The organism is Neisseria polysaccharea, from assembly GCF_963392925.1.
In the GTDB taxonomy this organism is placed as follows: domain Bacteria; phylum Pseudomonadota; class Gammaproteobacteria; order Burkholderiales; family Neisseriaceae; genus Neisseria; species Neisseria polysaccharea.
In genome coordinates this window covers 1-16,015 of record NZ_CAUJNZ010000023.1, presented here as the reverse complement: position 1 = coordinate 16,015, position 16,015 = coordinate 1, and the positions used below count along the sequence as shown (strand labels likewise).

Here is a 16,015-nt window from a genome sequence, read left to right as displayed (position 1 = left end):
CTGTACCGGCGTTGAAATGTTCCGCAAACTGCTGGACGAAGGTCAGGCAGGCGACAACGTAGGCGTATTGCTGCGCGGTACCAAACGTGAAGACGTGGAACGCGGTCAGGTATTGGCCAAACCCGGCACCATCACTCCGCACACCAAGTTCAAAGCAGAAGTGTACGTATTGAGCAAAGAAGAGGGCGGCCGCCATACCCCGTTCTTCGCCAACTACCGTCCGCAATTCTACTTCCGTACCACCGACGTAACCGGCGCGGTTACCTTGGAAGAAGGTGTGGAAATGGTAATGCCGGGTGAAAACGTAACCATCACCGTAGAACTGATTGCGCCTATCGCTATGGAAGAAGGCCTGCGCTTTGCGATTCGCGAAGGCGGCCGTACCGTGGGTGCCGGCGTGGTTTCTTCTGTTATCGCTTAAGTTTAGAGGCCAATAGCTCAATTGGTAGAGTATCGGTCTCCAAAACCGAGGGTTGGGGGTTCGAGACCCTCTTGGCCTGCCAAATAAAAAATTAACCGGCCTTGTGCCGGTTAATTTTTTTGTATTTGTTATTTAGTAAACTCTCTTGCCATTTACATGGATTGAGAATAGACAGATGCTATGATGGGTAAATAATATGACAGAACATACGCCTGAAAAAAAGAACGTTAAAGTGGATCAACTGGTTGTTCAGGATAAAGAATCTGCATCTAATTCCGGTAAGGAAGGTTTTTTTGCATATTTCTCAAATTCTTGGTCCGAATTCAAAAAGGTGGTTTGGCCTAAGCGTGAAGATGCTGTCAGAATGACTGTATTTGTTATAGTGTTTGTTGCTGTGCTTTCTATATTTATCTATGCGGCAGATACAGCAATTTCGTGGTTATTTTTTGATGTATTGCTGAGAAGGGAAGGTTGAGATGTCGAAAAAATGGTATGTTGTACAGGCGTATTCGGGGTTTGAGAAGAATGTCCAACGAACATTGGAAGAGAGAATTGCCCGTGAGGAGATGGGAGATTATTTCGGACAAATTCTGGTGCCTGTAGAGAAAGTTGTTGATATTCGCAATGGTCGTAAGACTATTAGTGAAAGAAAGTCATATCCGGGGTATGTGTTGGTGGAAATGGAAATGACGAATGATTCTTGGTATCTTGTAAAGAGTACGCCTCGTGTTTCCGGATTTATCGGAGGAACGGCTAATAAACCCATGCCTATTAGCCAAAGAGAAGCTGAAATTATTTTGCAACAGGTTCAAACTGGTGCTGAGAAACCCAAACCAAAAATCAAATTTGAAGTTGGTCAGCAGATACGTGTGAATGAGGGGCCGTTTGCCGATTTTAATGGTGTTGTTGATGAAGTTAATTATGAGCGGAACAAGTTGCGTGTATCTGTTCAGATATTTGGTCGTGAAACACCTGTCGAGCTGGAGTTTGGGCAAGTTGAGAAGATTAACTAATTTTATACTTGAAAAATAAGTATTAAAACGATAAAATTAAAAATTAATTTGGGGAGCGGAAATGGTTCCGCGTTATACCCGTTTCTAGGAGTCCTATAAAAGTGGCAAAGAAAATTATCGGCTACATCAAACTGCAAATTCCTGCAGGTAAAGCCAATCCATCTCCCCCAGTTGGTCCTGCTTTGGGTCAACGTGGTTTGAACATCATGGAATTCTGTAAAGCATTTAATGCTGCAACCCAAGGTATGGAACCTGGTTTACCAATTCCAGTCGTGATCACTGCATTTGCAGATAAATCATTCACTTTTGTGATGAAAACTCCACCAGCTTCTATTTTGTTGAAAAAAGCTGCTGGTCTGCAAAAAGGTAGTTCTAATCCTCTGACTAACAAAGTGGGTAAATTGACTCGCGCTCAGTTGGAAGAAATTGCTAAAACTAAAGAGCCTGATTTGACTGCTGCTGACTTGGATGCAGCTGTCCGTACTATCGCCGGCTCTGCTCGCTCAATGGGCTTGGACGTGGAGGGTGTTGTATAATGGCTAAAGTATCTAAACGCTTGAAAGCTCTGCGCTCTTCTGTTGAAGCTAACAAACTGTACGCAATCGATGAAGCAATTGCTTTGGTTAAAAAAGCTGCTACTGCTAAATTTGACGAGTCTGTTGACGTATCTTTCAATCTAGGTGTTGATCCTCGTAAATCTGACCAAGTTATTCGTGGTTCAGTCGTTCTGCCTAAAGGTACCGGTAAAACAACTCGCGTAGCTGTATTTACTCAAGGTGCAAATGCAGATGCTGCTAAAGAAGCTGGTGCAGATATTGTCGGTTTTGAAGATTTGGCCGCTGAAATCAAAGCTGGTAACCTGAACTTTGACGTTGTTATTGCTTCTCCTGATGCAATGCGTATCGTTGGTCAATTGGGTACCATCTTGGGTCCTCGTGGTTTGATGCCAAACCCTAAAGTAGGTACTGTTACTCCTAACGTTGCTGAAGCAGTTAAAAATGCAAAAGCAGGTCAAGTACAATACCGTACAGATAAAGCCGGTATCGTTCATGCAACTATCGGTCGTGCTTCTTTCGCTGAAGCTGACTTGAAAGAAAACTTCAATGCGTTGCTGGATGCTATCGTTAAAGCCAAACCTGCTGCTGCTAAAGGTCAGTACCTGAAAAAAGTTGCTGTATCTAGCACTATGGGTTTGGGTGTTCGCGTTGATACTACAAGCGTGAACAACTAAGAAATTTTCAGGTGATCCAGTTTTCTGGATTACCTGAATTTGGGCTACTTAAAATTAAGTAGATGTCCAAGACCGTAGGGATCGTAAGATTTAATCGTAACTGCCCTACGCAGACGGTAGTCCTGAAACACATTGCAAGATTGCTTGTAAGATGTCTTTTTAGGTTACCGCGCTGGTGGGATATCATTTCGGTATCCTGTTTATAAACAGTGGGAGGTAGACCTTGAGTCTCAATATTGAAACCAAGAAAGTGGCCGTAGAGGAAATTAGCGCAGCAATTGCTAACGCTCAAACTCTCGTAGTCGCTGAATATCGCGGTATCAGTGTTTCCAGCATGACTGAGCTTCGTGCGAATGCACGTAAAGAAGGCGTTTACTTGCGCGTTCTGAAAAATACTCTGGCTCGTCGCGCAGTAGAGGGTACTTCATTCGCAGGTTTGGCCGATCAAATGGTTGGTCCATTGGTTTACGCTGCTTCTGAAGATGCTGTTGCTGCTGCTAAAGTGCTGCACCAATTCGCGAAAAAAGATGACAAAATTATCGTTAAAGCCGGTTCTTACAATGGCGAAGTGATGAATCCTGCTCAGGTTGCTGAGTTGGCTTCTATTCCAAGCCGCGAAGAGCTGTTGTCCAAACTGTTGTTCGTTATGCAAGCTCCTGTATCAGGCTTTGCACGTGGTTTGGCTGCTTTGGCAGAGAAAAAAGCTGGCGAAGAAGCCGCTTAATCGATTTTGTTTCATTTAATCAATTATTTTTTAATACAATATTTGGAGTAAAATAGCATGGCTATTACTAAAGAAGACATTTTGGAAGCCGTTGGTTCTTTGACCGTAATGGAATTGAACGACCTGGTTAAAGCTTTTGAAGAGAAATTTGGCGTTTCTGCTGCTGCCGTTGCAGTTGCAGGTCCTGCAGGTGCTGGTGCAGCTGCTGCTGAAGAAAAAACTGAATTTGACGTAGTATTGGCTTCTGCCGGTGATCAAAAAGTTGGCGTGATTAAAGTTGTCCGCGCTATCACTGGCTTGGGTCTGAAAGAAGCTAAAGACATCGTTGACGGTGCACCTAAAACTCTGAAAGAAGGTGTTTCTAAAGCTGAAGCTGAAGACATCCAAAAACAACTGGAAGAAGCCGGCGCTAAAGTCGAAATCAAATAATTTGATGCTTCCTATGAAGGCTGGCAGTTTTCTGCCAGCCTTATTTTGCTTCTTAAAATAAGCATCAGGCATTGTTTACATTTATTTGCATAGTCTTTATAAAATCATTGCAAATAAATGTAAATATCAGGTTGATGCATGCCGTTGTTTCAGACGGCCTATTATTTAAAATTGCTTTTCGGAGTGTATATGAGCTATTCGTTTACCGAGAAAAAACGTATCCGTAAGAGTTTTGCAAAGCGAGAGAATGTCTTAGATGTTCCTTTCCTGCTGGCAACCCAAATTGATTCTTATGCGAAATTTTTGCAGCTGGAAAATGCTTTTGACCAACGCACTGATGATGGTCTGCAAGCAGCATTTAATTCTATTTTCCCGATTGTGAGCCATAACGGTTATGCGCGCTTGGAGTTTGTGCATTACACATTGGGCGATCCTTTGTTCGATATTCCTGAATGTCAATTGCGAGGCATTACTTATGCGGCTCCATTGCGTGCCCGTATCCGTTTGGTGATTTTGGATAAAGAAGCATCTAAGCCGACTGTAAAAGAAGTTCGTGAAAACGAAGTGTATATGGGCGAAATCCCATTGATGACGCCAAGCGGTTCGTTTGTGATTAACGGTACTGAGCGTGTGATTGTTTCCCAGCTGCATCGTTCTCCTGGCGTGTTCTTTGAGCATGACCGTGGTAAAACACATTCTTCCGGTAAGTTGTTGTTCTCTGCTCGTATTATTCCTTACCGTGGTTCATGGTTGGATTTCGAATTTGATCCAAAAGATTTGCTGTATTTCCGTATCGACCGTCGTCGTAAAATGCCGGTTACGATTTTGTTGAAAGCTTTGGGCTACAACAATGAACAAATCTTGGATATTTTCTACGACAAAGAAACTTTCTATTTGTCTTCAAACGGTGTTCAAACTGATCTGGTTACAGGCCGTCTGAAAGGTGAAACAGCCAAAGTTGATATCTTGGATAAAGAAGGCAATGTACTGGTCGCTAAAGGTAAACGTATTACTGCAAAAAATATCCGTGATATTACCAATGCAGGTTTGACTCGTCTGGATGTAGAACCAGAAAGCCTGTTGGGTAAAGCATTGGCTGCTGACCTGATTGAACCGGAAACTGGCGAAGTATTGGCTTCTGCTAACGATGAAATTACAGAAGAACTGTTGGCCAAACTTGATATCCATGGCGTAAAAGAAATTACGACCCTTTATATCAATGAATTGGATCAAGGTGGTTACATCTCCAGCACTCTGCGTACAGACGAAACTGCTGATCAGCAAGCTGCACGCGTAGCAATTTACCGCATGATGCGTCCTGGCGAACCGCCTACCGAAGAAGCTGTTGAGCAGCTCTTCAACCGCTTGTTCTTCAGTGAAGACAGCTATGATTTGTCTCGCGTAGGCCGTATGAAATTTAATACGCGTACATACGAGCAAAAATTGTCTGAAGCACAGCAAAACTCTTGGTATGGCCGTTTGCTGAACGAAACTTTGGCCGGTGCATCTGAAAAAGGCGGTTACGTTCTGAGCGTTGAAGACATCGTTGCTTCCATTGCCACATTGGTTGAACTGCGTAACGGTCATGGCGAAGTAGACGATATTGACCACTTGGGTAATCGTCGTGTTCGTTCTGTGGGTGAGTTGACTGAAAACCAATTCCGCAGCGGTTTGGCTCGTGTAGAACGTGCAGTTAAAGAGCGTTTGAACCAAGCAGAATCTGAGAACTTGATGCCGCATGACTTGATCAATGCGAAACCTGTTTCTGCCGCGATTAAAGAATTCTTCGGCTCCAGCCAATTGAGCCAATTTATGGATCAGACCAACCCCTTGTCTGAAGTAACCCATAAACGCCGTGTATCCGCATTGGGTCCGGGCGGTTTGACCCGCGAACGTGCCGGCTTCGAGGTGCGGGACGTGCATCCGACCCACTACGGCCGCGTATGTCCGATTGAAACGCCTGAAGGTCCGAACATCGGTTTGATCAACTCATTGTCCGTTTATGCGCGCACCAATGATTACGGTTTCTTGGAAACGCCTTACCGCCGCGTTATCGACGGCAAAGTAACCGAGGAAATCGATTACTTGTCTGCCATCGAAGAAGGCCGCTATGTGATTGCACAGGCGAATGCCGATTTGGATTCAGACGGTAATCTGATTGGTGACTTAGTTACCTGTCGTGAAAAAGGCGAAACCATTATGGCAACGCCCGACCGCGTCCAATATATGGACGTGGCAACCGGTCAGGTGGTATCCGTTGCGGCATCCCTGATTCCATTCTTGGAACATGATGACGCGAACCGTGCATTGATGGGTGCCAACATGCAACGTCAGGCAGTGCCTTGCCTGCGTCCTGAAAAACCGATGGTCGGTACCGGTATCGAGCGTTCTGTTGCCGTTGACTCTGCTACTGCAATCGTTGCCCGCCGAGGCGGCGTGGTCGAGTATGTCGATGCCAACCGCGTTGTGATCCGTGTCCATGACGACGAAGCGACTGCCGGTGAAGTGGGTGTCGATATTTACAACTTGGTTAAATTTACCCGTTCCAACCAGTCTACCAATATCAATCAGCGTCCTGCCGTCAAAGCCGGCGATGTTTTGCAACGCGGTGATTTGGTGGCCGACGGCGCGTCCACCGATTTGGGCGAATTGGCTTTGGGTCAAAATATGACCATCGCCTTCATGCCGTGGAACGGTTACAACTACGAAGACTCGATTCTGATTTCCGAAAAAGTGGCTGCGGACGACCGCTATACTTCGATTCACATTGAGGAATTGAATGTTGTTGCCCGCGATACCAAGCTGGGTGCGGAAGACATTACCCGCGATATTCCGAACTTGTCCGAGCGTATGCAAAACCGTTTGGACGAATCCGGTATCGTTTATATCGGTGCGGAAGTAGAAGCCGGCGATGTGTTGGTAGGTAAAGTAACGCCTAAAGGCGAAACCCAGCTGACTCCTGAAGAAAAACTGCTGCGCGCCATCTTCGGCGAAAAAGCGTCTGACGTAAAAGATACTTCATTGCGTATGCCTACCGGTATGAGCGGTACGGTTATCGACGTTCAAGTCTTTACCCGAGAAGGCATCCAACGCGACAAACGCGCCCAGTCGATTATTGATTCCGAGTTGAAACGCTACCGTTTGGATTTGAACGACCAATTGCGTATTTTCGATAATGACGCATTCGACCGTATCGAACGTATGATTGTTGGTCAAAAAGCCAATGGTGGTCCGATGAAGCTGGCTAAAGGCAGCGAAATTACTACCGAATATTTGGCAAGCCTGTCCAGCAAACATGATTGGTTTGACATCCGTCTGGCTGACGAAGATTTGGCCAAACAGTTGGAACTGATTAAATTGAGCCTGCAACAAAAACGCGAAGAAGCGGATGAGTTGTATGAGATCAAGAAGAAAAAACTGACCCAGGGCGACGAGCTGCAACCGGGCGTACAAAAAATGGTGAAAGTATTTATCGCCATCAAACGCCGTCTACAAGCCGGTGACAAAATGGCGGGTCGCCACGGTAACAAAGGTGTGGTATCACGCATTCTGCCAGTGGAAGACATGCCTTACATGGCGGACGGTCGTCCTGTGGACATCGTACTGAACCCGTTGGGTGTACCTTCCCGTATGAACATCGGTCAGATTTTGGAAGTTCACTTGGGTTGGGCAGCAAAAGGTATCGGCGAGCGTATCGACCGTATGCTGAAAGAGCAACGCAAAGCCAGCGAGTTGCGCGAGTTCTTGAACAAACTCTACAACGGCAGCGGTAAGAAAGAAGATTTGGATGCCCTGACTGATGAAGAAATCATCGAACTGGCCTCCAACCTGCGTAAAGGCGCATCTTTCGCATCGCCGGTGTTTGACGGTGCGAAAGAGTCTGAAATCCGCGAAATGCTGAATTTGGCTTATCCGAGCGATGATCCTGAAGTTGAAAAATTGGGCTTTAACGACAGCAAGACCCAAATCACGCTGTATGACGGACGCTCTGGCGAACCGTTTGACCGCAAGGTAACAGTAGGTGTGATGCACTATCTGAAACTGCACCACTTGGTTGACGAAAAAATGCACGCGCGTTCTACCGGTCCATACAGTCTGGTTACCCAGCAGCCTCTGGGCGGTAAAGCCCAATTCGGCGGTCAACGTTTCGGTGAGATGGAGGTTTGGGCACTGGAAGCATATGGCGCAGCCTACACGCTGCAAGAGATGTTGACTGTGAAGTCTGACGACGTGAACGGCCGTACCAAAATGTACGAAAACATCGTCAAAGGTGAACACAAAATCGATGCCGGTATGCCTGAATCCTTCAACGTATTGGTTAAAGAGATTCGCTCACTGGGCTTGGATATCGATTTGGAACGTTACTAAACAGAAGTTTTCAGACGGCCTTTCAAGGTCGTCTGAAAAAGCGGTTTCAGAATAAGAATGAAGCAATCGGCATTTAGGCCGTCTGAAATCAAAAGTACCGTTTCCCAATATCGAAAATCCGCCATGCGGTAAAAATACTTCCTTCAAGGAGCAGAAATGAATTTGTTGAACTTATTTAATCCGTTGCAAACCGCAGGTATGGAAGAAGAGTTTGATGCCATCAAAATCGGTATTGCCTCTCCCGAAACCATCCGCTCATGGTCTTATGGCGAAGTTAAAAAACCTGAAACCATCAACTACCGTACGTTCAAACCTGAGCGTGACGGTTTGTTCTGTGCCAAAATCTTTGGCCCGGTCAAAGACTATGAATGTTTGTGCGGTAAATACAAACGCTTGAAATTTAAAGGCGTAACCTGTGAAAAATGTGGCGTAGAAGTGACCCTGTCCAAAGTGCGCCGCGAACGCATGGGTCACATTGAATTGGCAGCACCAGTTGCCCATATTTGGTTCTTGAAATCCCTGCCTTCCCGCTTGGGTATGGTACTGGACATGACTTTGCGCGACATCGAACGCGTATTGTACTTTGAAGCATTTGTGGTAACCGATCCCGGCATGACTCCGTTGCAACGTCGTCAATTGCTGACTGAAGACGATTACTACAACAAGCTGGACGAATACGGCGACGATTTCGATGCCAAAATGGGTGCGGAAGGTATCCGCGAATTGCTGCGTACCTTGAATGTAGCAGGTGAAATCGAAATCCTGCGTCAAGAGCTGGAATCTACCGGTTCTGACACCAAAATCAAAAAAATCGCCAAACGTTTGAAAGTATTGGAAGCCTTCCACCGTTCCGGTATGAAACTGGAATGGATGATTATGGATGTGCTGCCGGTATTGCCGCCTGATTTGCGTCCGTTGGTTCCATTGGATGGTGGTCGTTTTGCCACTTCCGATTTGAATGATTTGTACCGCCGCGTTATCAACCGTAACAACCGTCTGAAACGTCTGTTGGAACTGCATGCGCCCGACATTATCGTCCGCAACGAAAAACGTATGTTGCAAGAAGCAGTTGACTCTCTGTTGGATAACGGCCGTCGCGGTAAAGCCATGACTGGTGCCAACAAACGTCCGCTGAAATCATTGGCTGACATGATTAAAGGTAAAGGCGGCCGCTTCCGTCAAAACCTGCTGGGTAAACGTGTGGACTACTCCGGCCGTTCCGTGATTACCGTAGGTCCATACCTGCGCCTGCACCAATGCGGTCTGCCGAAAAAAATGGCGTTGGAACTGTTCAAACCGTTCATTTTCCACAAATTGGAAAAACAAGGTTTGGCCTCTACCGTTAAAGCAGCGAAAAAATTGGTAGAGCAAGAAGTACCGGAAGTATGGGACATCTTGGAAGAAGTCATCCGCGAACATCCGATTATGCTGAACCGTGCGCCGACCCTGCACCGTTTGGGTATTCAAGCGTTTGAACCTATCTTGATTGAAGGTAAAGCGATTCAGTTGCACCCATTGGTGTGTGCCGCGTTCAACGCCGACTTTGACGGCGACCAAATGGCGGTACACGTTCCATTGAGCTTGGAAGCACAAATGGAAGCACGCACGCTGATGCTGGCTTCAAACAACGTATTGTCTCCAGCCAACGGCGAACCAATTATCGTACCTTCTCAAGATATCGTATTGGGTCTGTACTACATGACCCGCGACCGTATCAATGCCAAAGGCGAAGGCAGCCTGTTTGCTGATGTGAAAGAAGTGCATCGTGCATACCATACCAAACAGGTTGAACTGGGTACGAAAATTACCGTACGTCTGCGTGAATGGGTGAAAAACGAAGCAGGTGAGTTTGAGCCTGTCGTTAACCGTTATGAAACAACCGTCGGCCGTGCATTGTTGAGCGAAATCTTGCCTAAAGGCCTGCCGTTCGAGTACATCAACAAAGCGCTGAAGAAAAAAGAAATTTCTAAACTGATTAACGCATCATTCCGTCTGTGCGGCTTGCGCGATACGGTTATCTTTGCTGACCACCTGATGTACACCGGTTTCGGTTTTGCGGCAAAAGGCGGTATTTCCATTGCTGTTGATGACATGGAAATTCCAAAAGAAAAAGCAGCCTTGCTGGCTGAAGCTAATGCCGAAGTTAAAGAAATCGAAGACCAATACCGTCAAGGTTTGGTTACCAACGGCGAACGTTACAACAAAGTGGTCGATATTTGGGGTCGTGCCGGCGATAAAATCGCTAAAGCGATGATGGATAACTTGTCCAAACAAAAAGTCATCGACCGTGACGGCAACGAAGTTGACCAAGAATCCTTCAACTCTATTTACATGATGGCTGACTCTGGTGCTCGTGGTTCTGCGGCTCAGATTAAACAGTTGTCCGGTATGCGTGGTTTGATGGCCAAACCTGACGGCTCGATTATTGAAACGCCGATTACCTCTAACTTCCGCGAAGGTTTGACCGTATTGCAATACTTTATTGCGACTCACGGTGCGCGTAAAGGTTTGGCGGATACCGCGTTAAAAACGGCAAACTCTGGTTACCTGACCCGTCGTCTGGTAGACGTAACCCAAGACTTGGTCGTTGTTGAAGACGATTGCGGCACTTCAGACGGCTTTGTGATGAAAGCAGTGGTACAAGGCGGTGATGTGATTGAAGCATTGCGCGATCGTATTTTGGGTCGTGTTACCGCGTCTGACGTTGTCGATCCGTCAAGTGGCGAAACATTGGTTGAAGCCGGTACGTTGTTGACTGAAAAACTGGTGGATATGATTGACCAATCCGGTGTCGATGAAGTCAAAGTCCGCACCCCGATTACTTGTAAAACCCGCCATGGCTTGTGTGCGCACTGTTATGGTCGCGACTTGGCACGCGGTAAGCTGGTTAACGCCGGTGAAGCAGTTGGTGTGATTGCTGCACAATCCATTGGTGAACCGGGTACCCAGTTGACCATGCGTACGTTCCACATTGGTGGTGCGGCATCCCGTGCGGCAGCAGCCAGCCAAGTTGAAGCCAAATCCAACGGTACGGCACGATTCAGCAGCCAAATGCGTTATGTTGCCAACAACAAAGGCGAATTGGTTGTCATCGGCCGCTCTTGCGAAGTCGTGATTCATGATGACATCGGCCGTGAACGCGAACGCCACAAAGTACCTTACGGTGCCATCCTGCTGGTACAAGACGGTATGGCCATTAAAGCCGGTCAAACCTTGGCAACTTGGGATCCGCATACCCGTCCGATGATTACCGAACACGCAGGTTTGGTGAAATTCGAAAACGTGGAAGAGGGTGTAACCGTTGCCAAACAAACTGACGATGTAACCGGTTTGTCCACTTTGGTGGTGATTGACGGTAAACGCCGTTCCAGCAGCGCATCCAAACTGCTGCGTCCGACTGTGAAATTGTTGGATGAAAACGGTCTGGAAATCTGTATTCCCGGTACTTCTACTCCGGTATCCATGGCGTTCCCAGTGGGCGCAGTGATTACTGTGCGCGAAGGTCAGGAAATCGGTAAAGGTGACGTATTGGCGCGTATCCCGCAAGCCTCTTCCAAAACCCGCGACATTACTGGCGGTCTGCCGCGCGTTGCCGAGTTGTTTGAAGCACGCGTGCCGAAAGATGCAGGTATGCTGGCGGAAATTACCGGTACCGTTTCCTTCGGCAAAGAGACCAAAGGCAAGCAACGTCTGATTATCACTGACGTGGACGGTGTAGCATACGAGACTTTGATTTCCAAAGAGAAACAGATTTTGGTACACGACGGTCAAGTGGTAAACCGAGGCGAAACCATTGTGGACGGCGCGGTCGATCCGCACGATATTCTGCGTCTGCAAGGTATCGAAGCACTGGCACGCTACATTGTCCAAGAGGTGCAAGAGGTTTACCGCCTGCAAGGTGTGAAGATTTCTGATAAACACATCGAAGTCATCATCCGTCAGATGCTGCGCCGTGTGAATATTGTCGATTCAGGCGAAACCGAATTTATTACCGGTGAGCAAGTTGAACGTGGCGATGTGATGACAGCCAATGAAAAAGCTTTGGAAGAAGGCAAAGAGCCGGCACGTTACGAAAACGTACTGTTAGGTATTACCAAAGCCTCTCTGTCCACCGACAGCTTCATTTCTGCCGCATCGTTCCAAGAAACAACCCGCGTTCTGACCGAAGCCGCCATCATGGGTAAACAAGACGAGTTGCGTGGTCTGAAAGAGAATGTCATCGTCGGTCGTTTGATTCCTGCCGGTACCGGTTTGACTTACCACCGCAGCCGTCATCAACAATGGCAAGAGGTGGAGCAGGAGACTGCTGAAACCCAAGTAACGGATGAATAATCTTCGGTGCGTTTATTCAATACAAAACCGCAAGCTTTAAGCTTGCGGTTTTTCTTTCAGACGGCATTTAAATTATTAGTGATTTCCTTTCTGGTAATAGTTGTTTATGAGTATAAGGGACCTAAATGTTTATCTGAAAAAAGAAAAATGATGAATCTTCCTGATCTTGCGCTTGACTGTATGCTTGCAATAAAAATATAATTCCACTCTTGTCGACAAGGTGTCGGCAAGTATTTAACTCAACAGGACGAGAAAATATGCCAACTATCAACCAATTGGTACGCAAAGGCCGTCAAAAGCCTGTGTACGTAAACAAAGTGCCTGCACTGGAAGCTTGCCCGCAAAAACGTGGCGTGTGCACCCGTGTATACACGACTACCCCTAAAAAACCTAACTCTGCATTGCGTAAAGTATGTAAAGTTCGCCTGACCAACGGTTTTGAAGTCATTTCATACATCGGCGGTGAAGGCCACAACTTGCAAGAGCACAGCGTCGTACTGATTCGCGGCGGTCGTGTAAAAGACTTGCCAGGTGTACGTTACCACACTGTACGCGGTTCTTTGGATACTGCAGGTGTTAAAGACCGTAAACAAGCCCGTTCTAAATACGGTGCTAAGCGTCCTAAATAATTATCGGGACTCAAATAGGCACGTCGGCCGCCTAAGCTGAACAACGGCCGAGTAAGTGAATACTCAATTGGGTATTCATGGGAATTGACCCAACTGAATAGATTAAAGGAAATTAAAATGCCAAGACGTAGAGAAGTCCCTAAGCGCGACGTACTGCCAGATCCTAAATTCGGCAGCGTTGAGCTGACTAAATTCATGAACGTATTGATGATTGACGGTAAAAAATCTGTTGCAGAGCGTATCGTTTACGGTGCGCTGGAGCAAATTGAGAAAAAAACCGGCAAAGCAGCAATCGAAGTATTTAACGAAGCCATTGCAAACGCCAAACCTATCGTGGAAGTGAAAAGCCGCCGTGTAGGTGGTGCAAACTACCAAGTTCCTGTTGAAGTTCGTCCTTCACGCCGTTTGGCTTTGGCAATGCGTTGGGTTCGTGATGCGGCCCGTAAACGTGGTGAGAAATCTATGGATCTGCGTTTGGCAGGCGAATTGATTGATGCGGCCGAAGGTCGTGGCGGTGCGTTGAAAAAACGTGAAGAAGTACACCGCATGGCTGAAGCCAACAAAGCATTCTCTCACTTCCGTTTCTAATTTTGAAAGGCTAATAAAATGGCTCGTAAGACCCCGATCAGCCTGTACCGCAACATTGGTATTTCCGCCCATATCGATGCGGGTAAAACCACGACGACAGAACGTATTTTGTTCTATACTGGTTTGACCCACAAGCTGGGCGAAGTGCATGATGGCGCGGCTACTACCGACTACATGGAACAAGAGCAAGAGCGTGGTATTACCATTACCTCTGCTGCCGTAACTTCCTACTGGTCCGGTATGGCGAAACAATTCCCTGAACACCGCTTCAACATCATCGATACCCCAGGACACGTTGACTTTACCGTAGAGGTAGAGCGTTCTATGCGTGTGTTGGATGGTGCGGTAATGGTTTACTGCGCGGTGGGTGGTGTTCAACCTCAATCCGAAACCGTATGGCGTCAAGCTAACAAATACCAAGTACCACGCTTGGCATTTGTAAACAAAATGGACCGTCAAGGTGCCAACTTCTTCCGCGTTGTCGAGCAAATGAAAACCCGTTTGCGCGCAAACCCAGTGCCTATTGTTATTCCGGTGGGTGCAGAAGACAGTTTCACCGGTGTTGTTGATCTGCTGAAAATGAAATCCATCATTTGGAATGAGGCCGATAAAGGTACGACCTTTACTTATGGCGACATTCCCGCCGAATTGGTTGAAACTGCCGAGGAATGGCGTCAAAACATGATTGAAGCCGCAGCAGAAGCCAGCGAAGAATTGATGGACAAATACTTGGGTGGCGATGAGCTGACCGAGGAAGAAATCGTAGGTGCATTACGTCAACGTACTTTGGCAGGTGAAATCCAACCTATGTTGTGCGGTTCTGCATTTAAAAACAAAGGTGTTCAACGTATGTTGGATGCAGTTGTAGAATTGCTGCCTGCTCCTACCGATATTCCTCCGGTTCAAGGTGTTAATCCTAACACTGAAGAAGCCGACAGCCGTCAAGCCAGCGATGAAGAGAAATTCTCTGCATTGGCGTTCAAAATGTTGAACGACAAATACGTTGGTCAATTGACCTTTATTCGCGTTTACTCTGGCGTTGTGAAATCCGGTGATACCGTATTGAACTCAGTAAAAGGTACTCGTGAACGTATCGGCCGTTTGGTACAAATGACTGCTGCAGACCGTACTGAAATCGAAGAAGTACGCGCTGGCGACATTGCCGCTGCTATCGGTCTGAAAGACGTTACTACTGGTGAAACCCTGTGTGCAGAAAATGCACCGATTATCTTGGAGCGCATGGAATTCCCTGAGCCGGTAATCCATATTGCCGTTGAGCCGAAAACCAAAGCCGACCAAGAGAAAATGGGTATCGCCCTGAACCGTCTGGCTAAAGAAGACCCTTCTTTCCGTGTCCGCACAGACGAAGAGTCCGGTCAAACCATTATTTCCGGTATGGGTGAGCTGCACTTGGAAATTATTGTTGACCGTATGAAGCGCGAATTCGGTGTGGAAGCAAATATCGGTGCGCCTCAAGTGGCTTACCGTGAAACTATCCGCAAAGCCGTTAAAGCTGAATACAAACATGCAAAACAATCCGGTGGTAAAGGTCAATACGGTCACGTTGTGATTGAAATGGAACCTATGGAACCGGGTGGTGAAGGTTACGAGTTTATCGATGAAATTAAAGGTGGTGTGATTCCTCGCGAATTTATTCCGTCTGTCGATAAAGGTATCCGCGATACGTTGCCTAACGGTATCGTTGCCGGCTATCCTGTAGTTGACGTACGTATCCGTCTGGTATTCGGTTCTTACCATGATGTCGACTCTTCCCAATTGGCATTTGAATTGGCTGCTTCTCAAGCGTTTAAAGAAGGTATGCGTCAAGCATCTCCTGCCCTGCTTGAGCCAATCATGGCAGTTGAAGTGGAAACCCCGGAAGAATACATGGGCGACGTAATGGGCGACTTGAACCGCCGTCGCGGTGTTGTATTGGGTATGGATGATGACGGTATCGGCGGTAAAAAAGTCCGTGCCGAAGTACCTTTGGCAGAAATGTTCGGTTACTCGACCGACCTGCGTTCTGCAACCCAAGGCCGCGCTACTTACTCTATGGAGTTCAAGAAATATTCTGAAGCTCCTGCCCACATAGCTGCTGCTGTAACTGAAGCCCGTAAAGGCTAATCAGGCAAATAGGCCGTCTGAAAGGCTGAAATGATTTTTCAGACGGCATTGTTCTTTAATCGATCTTTAATGTAAAGGAATTAGCTCATGGCTAAGGAAAAATTCGAACGTAGCAAACCGCACGTAAACGTTGGCACCATCGGTCACGTTGACCAT

The 16,015-nt window shown here is 46.9% G+C and carries 12 protein-coding genes, 1 tRNA gene and 1 pseudogene; all 14 read left to right on the top strand.

Going from position 1 to position 16,015, the window contains the following annotated elements; translation table 11 throughout:
• A partial coding sequence (locus RDY34_RS10235; RefSeq protein WP_308184570.1) for an EF-Tu C-terminal domain-related protein occupies positions 1-421 on the top strand: 421 nt, incomplete at its 5' end.
• Between the two features lie 6 nt (positions 422-427).
• Positions 428-503: transfer RNA gene (locus RDY34_RS10230), tRNA-Trp, on the top strand.
• A gap of 114 nt (positions 504-617) precedes the next feature.
• Positions 618-896 (top strand): preprotein translocase subunit SecE, encoded by a 279-nt coding sequence (gene secE / locus RDY34_RS10225; RefSeq protein ID WP_002215367.1) that lies wholly within the window; start codon positions 618-620, stop codon positions 894-896.
• A 1-nt stretch (position 897) separates the two neighbouring features.
• Entirely contained in the window at positions 898-1,434 is a 537-nt protein-coding gene (gene nusG / locus RDY34_RS10220) for a transcription termination/antitermination protein NusG (protein WP_308073888.1), read from the top strand.
• 101 nt (positions 1,435-1,535) lie between these two features.
• Positions 1,536-1,970 carry a 50S ribosomal protein L11 gene (rplK, locus tag RDY34_RS10215; protein ID WP_002220151.1) on the top strand — a complete coding sequence of 145 codons (435 nt, stop codon included), beginning with the start codon at positions 1,536-1,538 and terminating at the stop codon, positions 1,968-1,970.
• On the top strand, positions 1,970-2,665 hold the full coding sequence (rplA, locus tag RDY34_RS10210; protein ID WP_003680698.1) for a 50S ribosomal protein L1: 696 nt from the start codon (positions 1,970-1,972) through the stop codon (positions 2,663-2,665). Before rplK ends, rplA begins: the two co-directional genes overlap by 1 nt.
• Positions 2,666-2,888: 223 nt before the next feature.
• Positions 2,889-3,389 (top strand): 50S ribosomal protein L10, encoded by a 501-nt coding sequence (rplJ, locus tag RDY34_RS10205; RefSeq protein ID WP_003680699.1) that lies wholly within the window; start codon positions 2,889-2,891, stop codon positions 3,387-3,389.
• 57 nt (positions 3,390-3,446) lie between these two features.
• Entirely contained in the window at positions 3,447-3,818 is a 372-nt protein-coding gene (rplL, locus tag RDY34_RS10200) for a 50S ribosomal protein L7/L12 (RefSeq protein ID WP_003677916.1), read from the top strand.
• A gap of 189 nt (positions 3,819-4,007) precedes the next feature.
• Positions 4,008-8,186: a DNA-directed RNA polymerase subunit beta gene (gene rpoB, locus RDY34_RS10195; RefSeq protein WP_308074876.1), complete on the top strand. Its 4,179-nt coding sequence runs from the start codon at positions 4,008-4,010 to the stop codon at positions 8,184-8,186.
• 156 nt (positions 8,187-8,342) lie between these two features.
• Positions 8,343-12,518, top strand: a complete 4,176-nt coding sequence (gene rpoC, locus RDY34_RS10190; RefSeq protein WP_308074877.1) for a DNA-directed RNA polymerase subunit beta' — start codon at positions 8,343-8,345, stop codon at positions 12,516-12,518.
• A 257-nt stretch (positions 12,519-12,775) separates the two neighbouring features.
• Positions 12,776-13,147, top strand: coding sequence for a 30S ribosomal protein S12 (gene rpsL, locus RDY34_RS10185; RefSeq protein ID WP_002218431.1), 372 nt, complete (start codon positions 12,776-12,778; stop codon positions 13,145-13,147).
• Positions 13,148-13,264: 117 nt separating this feature from the next.
• Complete coding sequence (gene rpsG, locus RDY34_RS10180; RefSeq protein ID WP_002242159.1) at positions 13,265-13,735, top strand: 30S ribosomal protein S7; 471 nt, start codon at positions 13,265-13,267, stop codon at positions 13,733-13,735.
• An 18-nt stretch (positions 13,736-13,753) separates the two neighbouring features.
• Entirely contained in the window at positions 13,754-15,859 is a 2,106-nt protein-coding gene (gene fusA, locus RDY34_RS10175; protein ID WP_003749540.1) for an elongation factor G, read from the top strand.
• Between the two features lie 87 nt (positions 15,860-15,946).
• Positions 15,947-16,015, top strand: a pseudogene (locus RDY34_RS10170) (GTP-binding protein); the annotation flags it as partial.

Bases quoted from the DNA above. Each gene is read 5' to 3' on its own strand.
- secE (WP_002215367.1), top strand. From the start codon at position 618: ATGACAGAACATACGCCTGAAAAAAAGAACGTTAAAGTGGATCAACTG.
- nusG (WP_308073888.1), top strand. From the start codon at position 898: ATGTCGAAAAAATGGTATGTTGTACAGGCGTATTCGGGGTTTGAGAAG.
- rplA (WP_003680698.1), top strand. From the start codon at position 1,970: ATGGCTAAAGTATCTAAACGCTTGAAAGCTCTGCGCTCTTCTGTTGAA.
- rplL (WP_003677916.1), top strand. From the start codon at position 3,447: ATGGCTATTACTAAAGAAGACATTTTGGAAGCCGTTGGTTCTTTGACC.
- rpoB (WP_308074876.1), top strand. From the start codon at position 4,008: ATGAGCTATTCGTTTACCGAGAAAAAACGTATCCGTAAGAGTTTTGCA.
- rpoC (WP_308074877.1), top strand. From the start codon at position 8,343: ATGAATTTGTTGAACTTATTTAATCCGTTGCAAACCGCAGGTATGGAA.
- rpsL (WP_002218431.1), top strand. From the start codon at position 12,776: ATGCCAACTATCAACCAATTGGTACGCAAAGGCCGTCAAAAGCCTGTG.
- rpsG (WP_002242159.1), top strand. From the start codon at position 13,265: ATGCCAAGACGTAGAGAAGTCCCTAAGCGCGACGTACTGCCAGATCCT.
- fusA (WP_003749540.1), top strand. From the start codon at position 13,754: ATGGCTCGTAAGACCCCGATCAGCCTGTACCGCAACATTGGTATTTCC.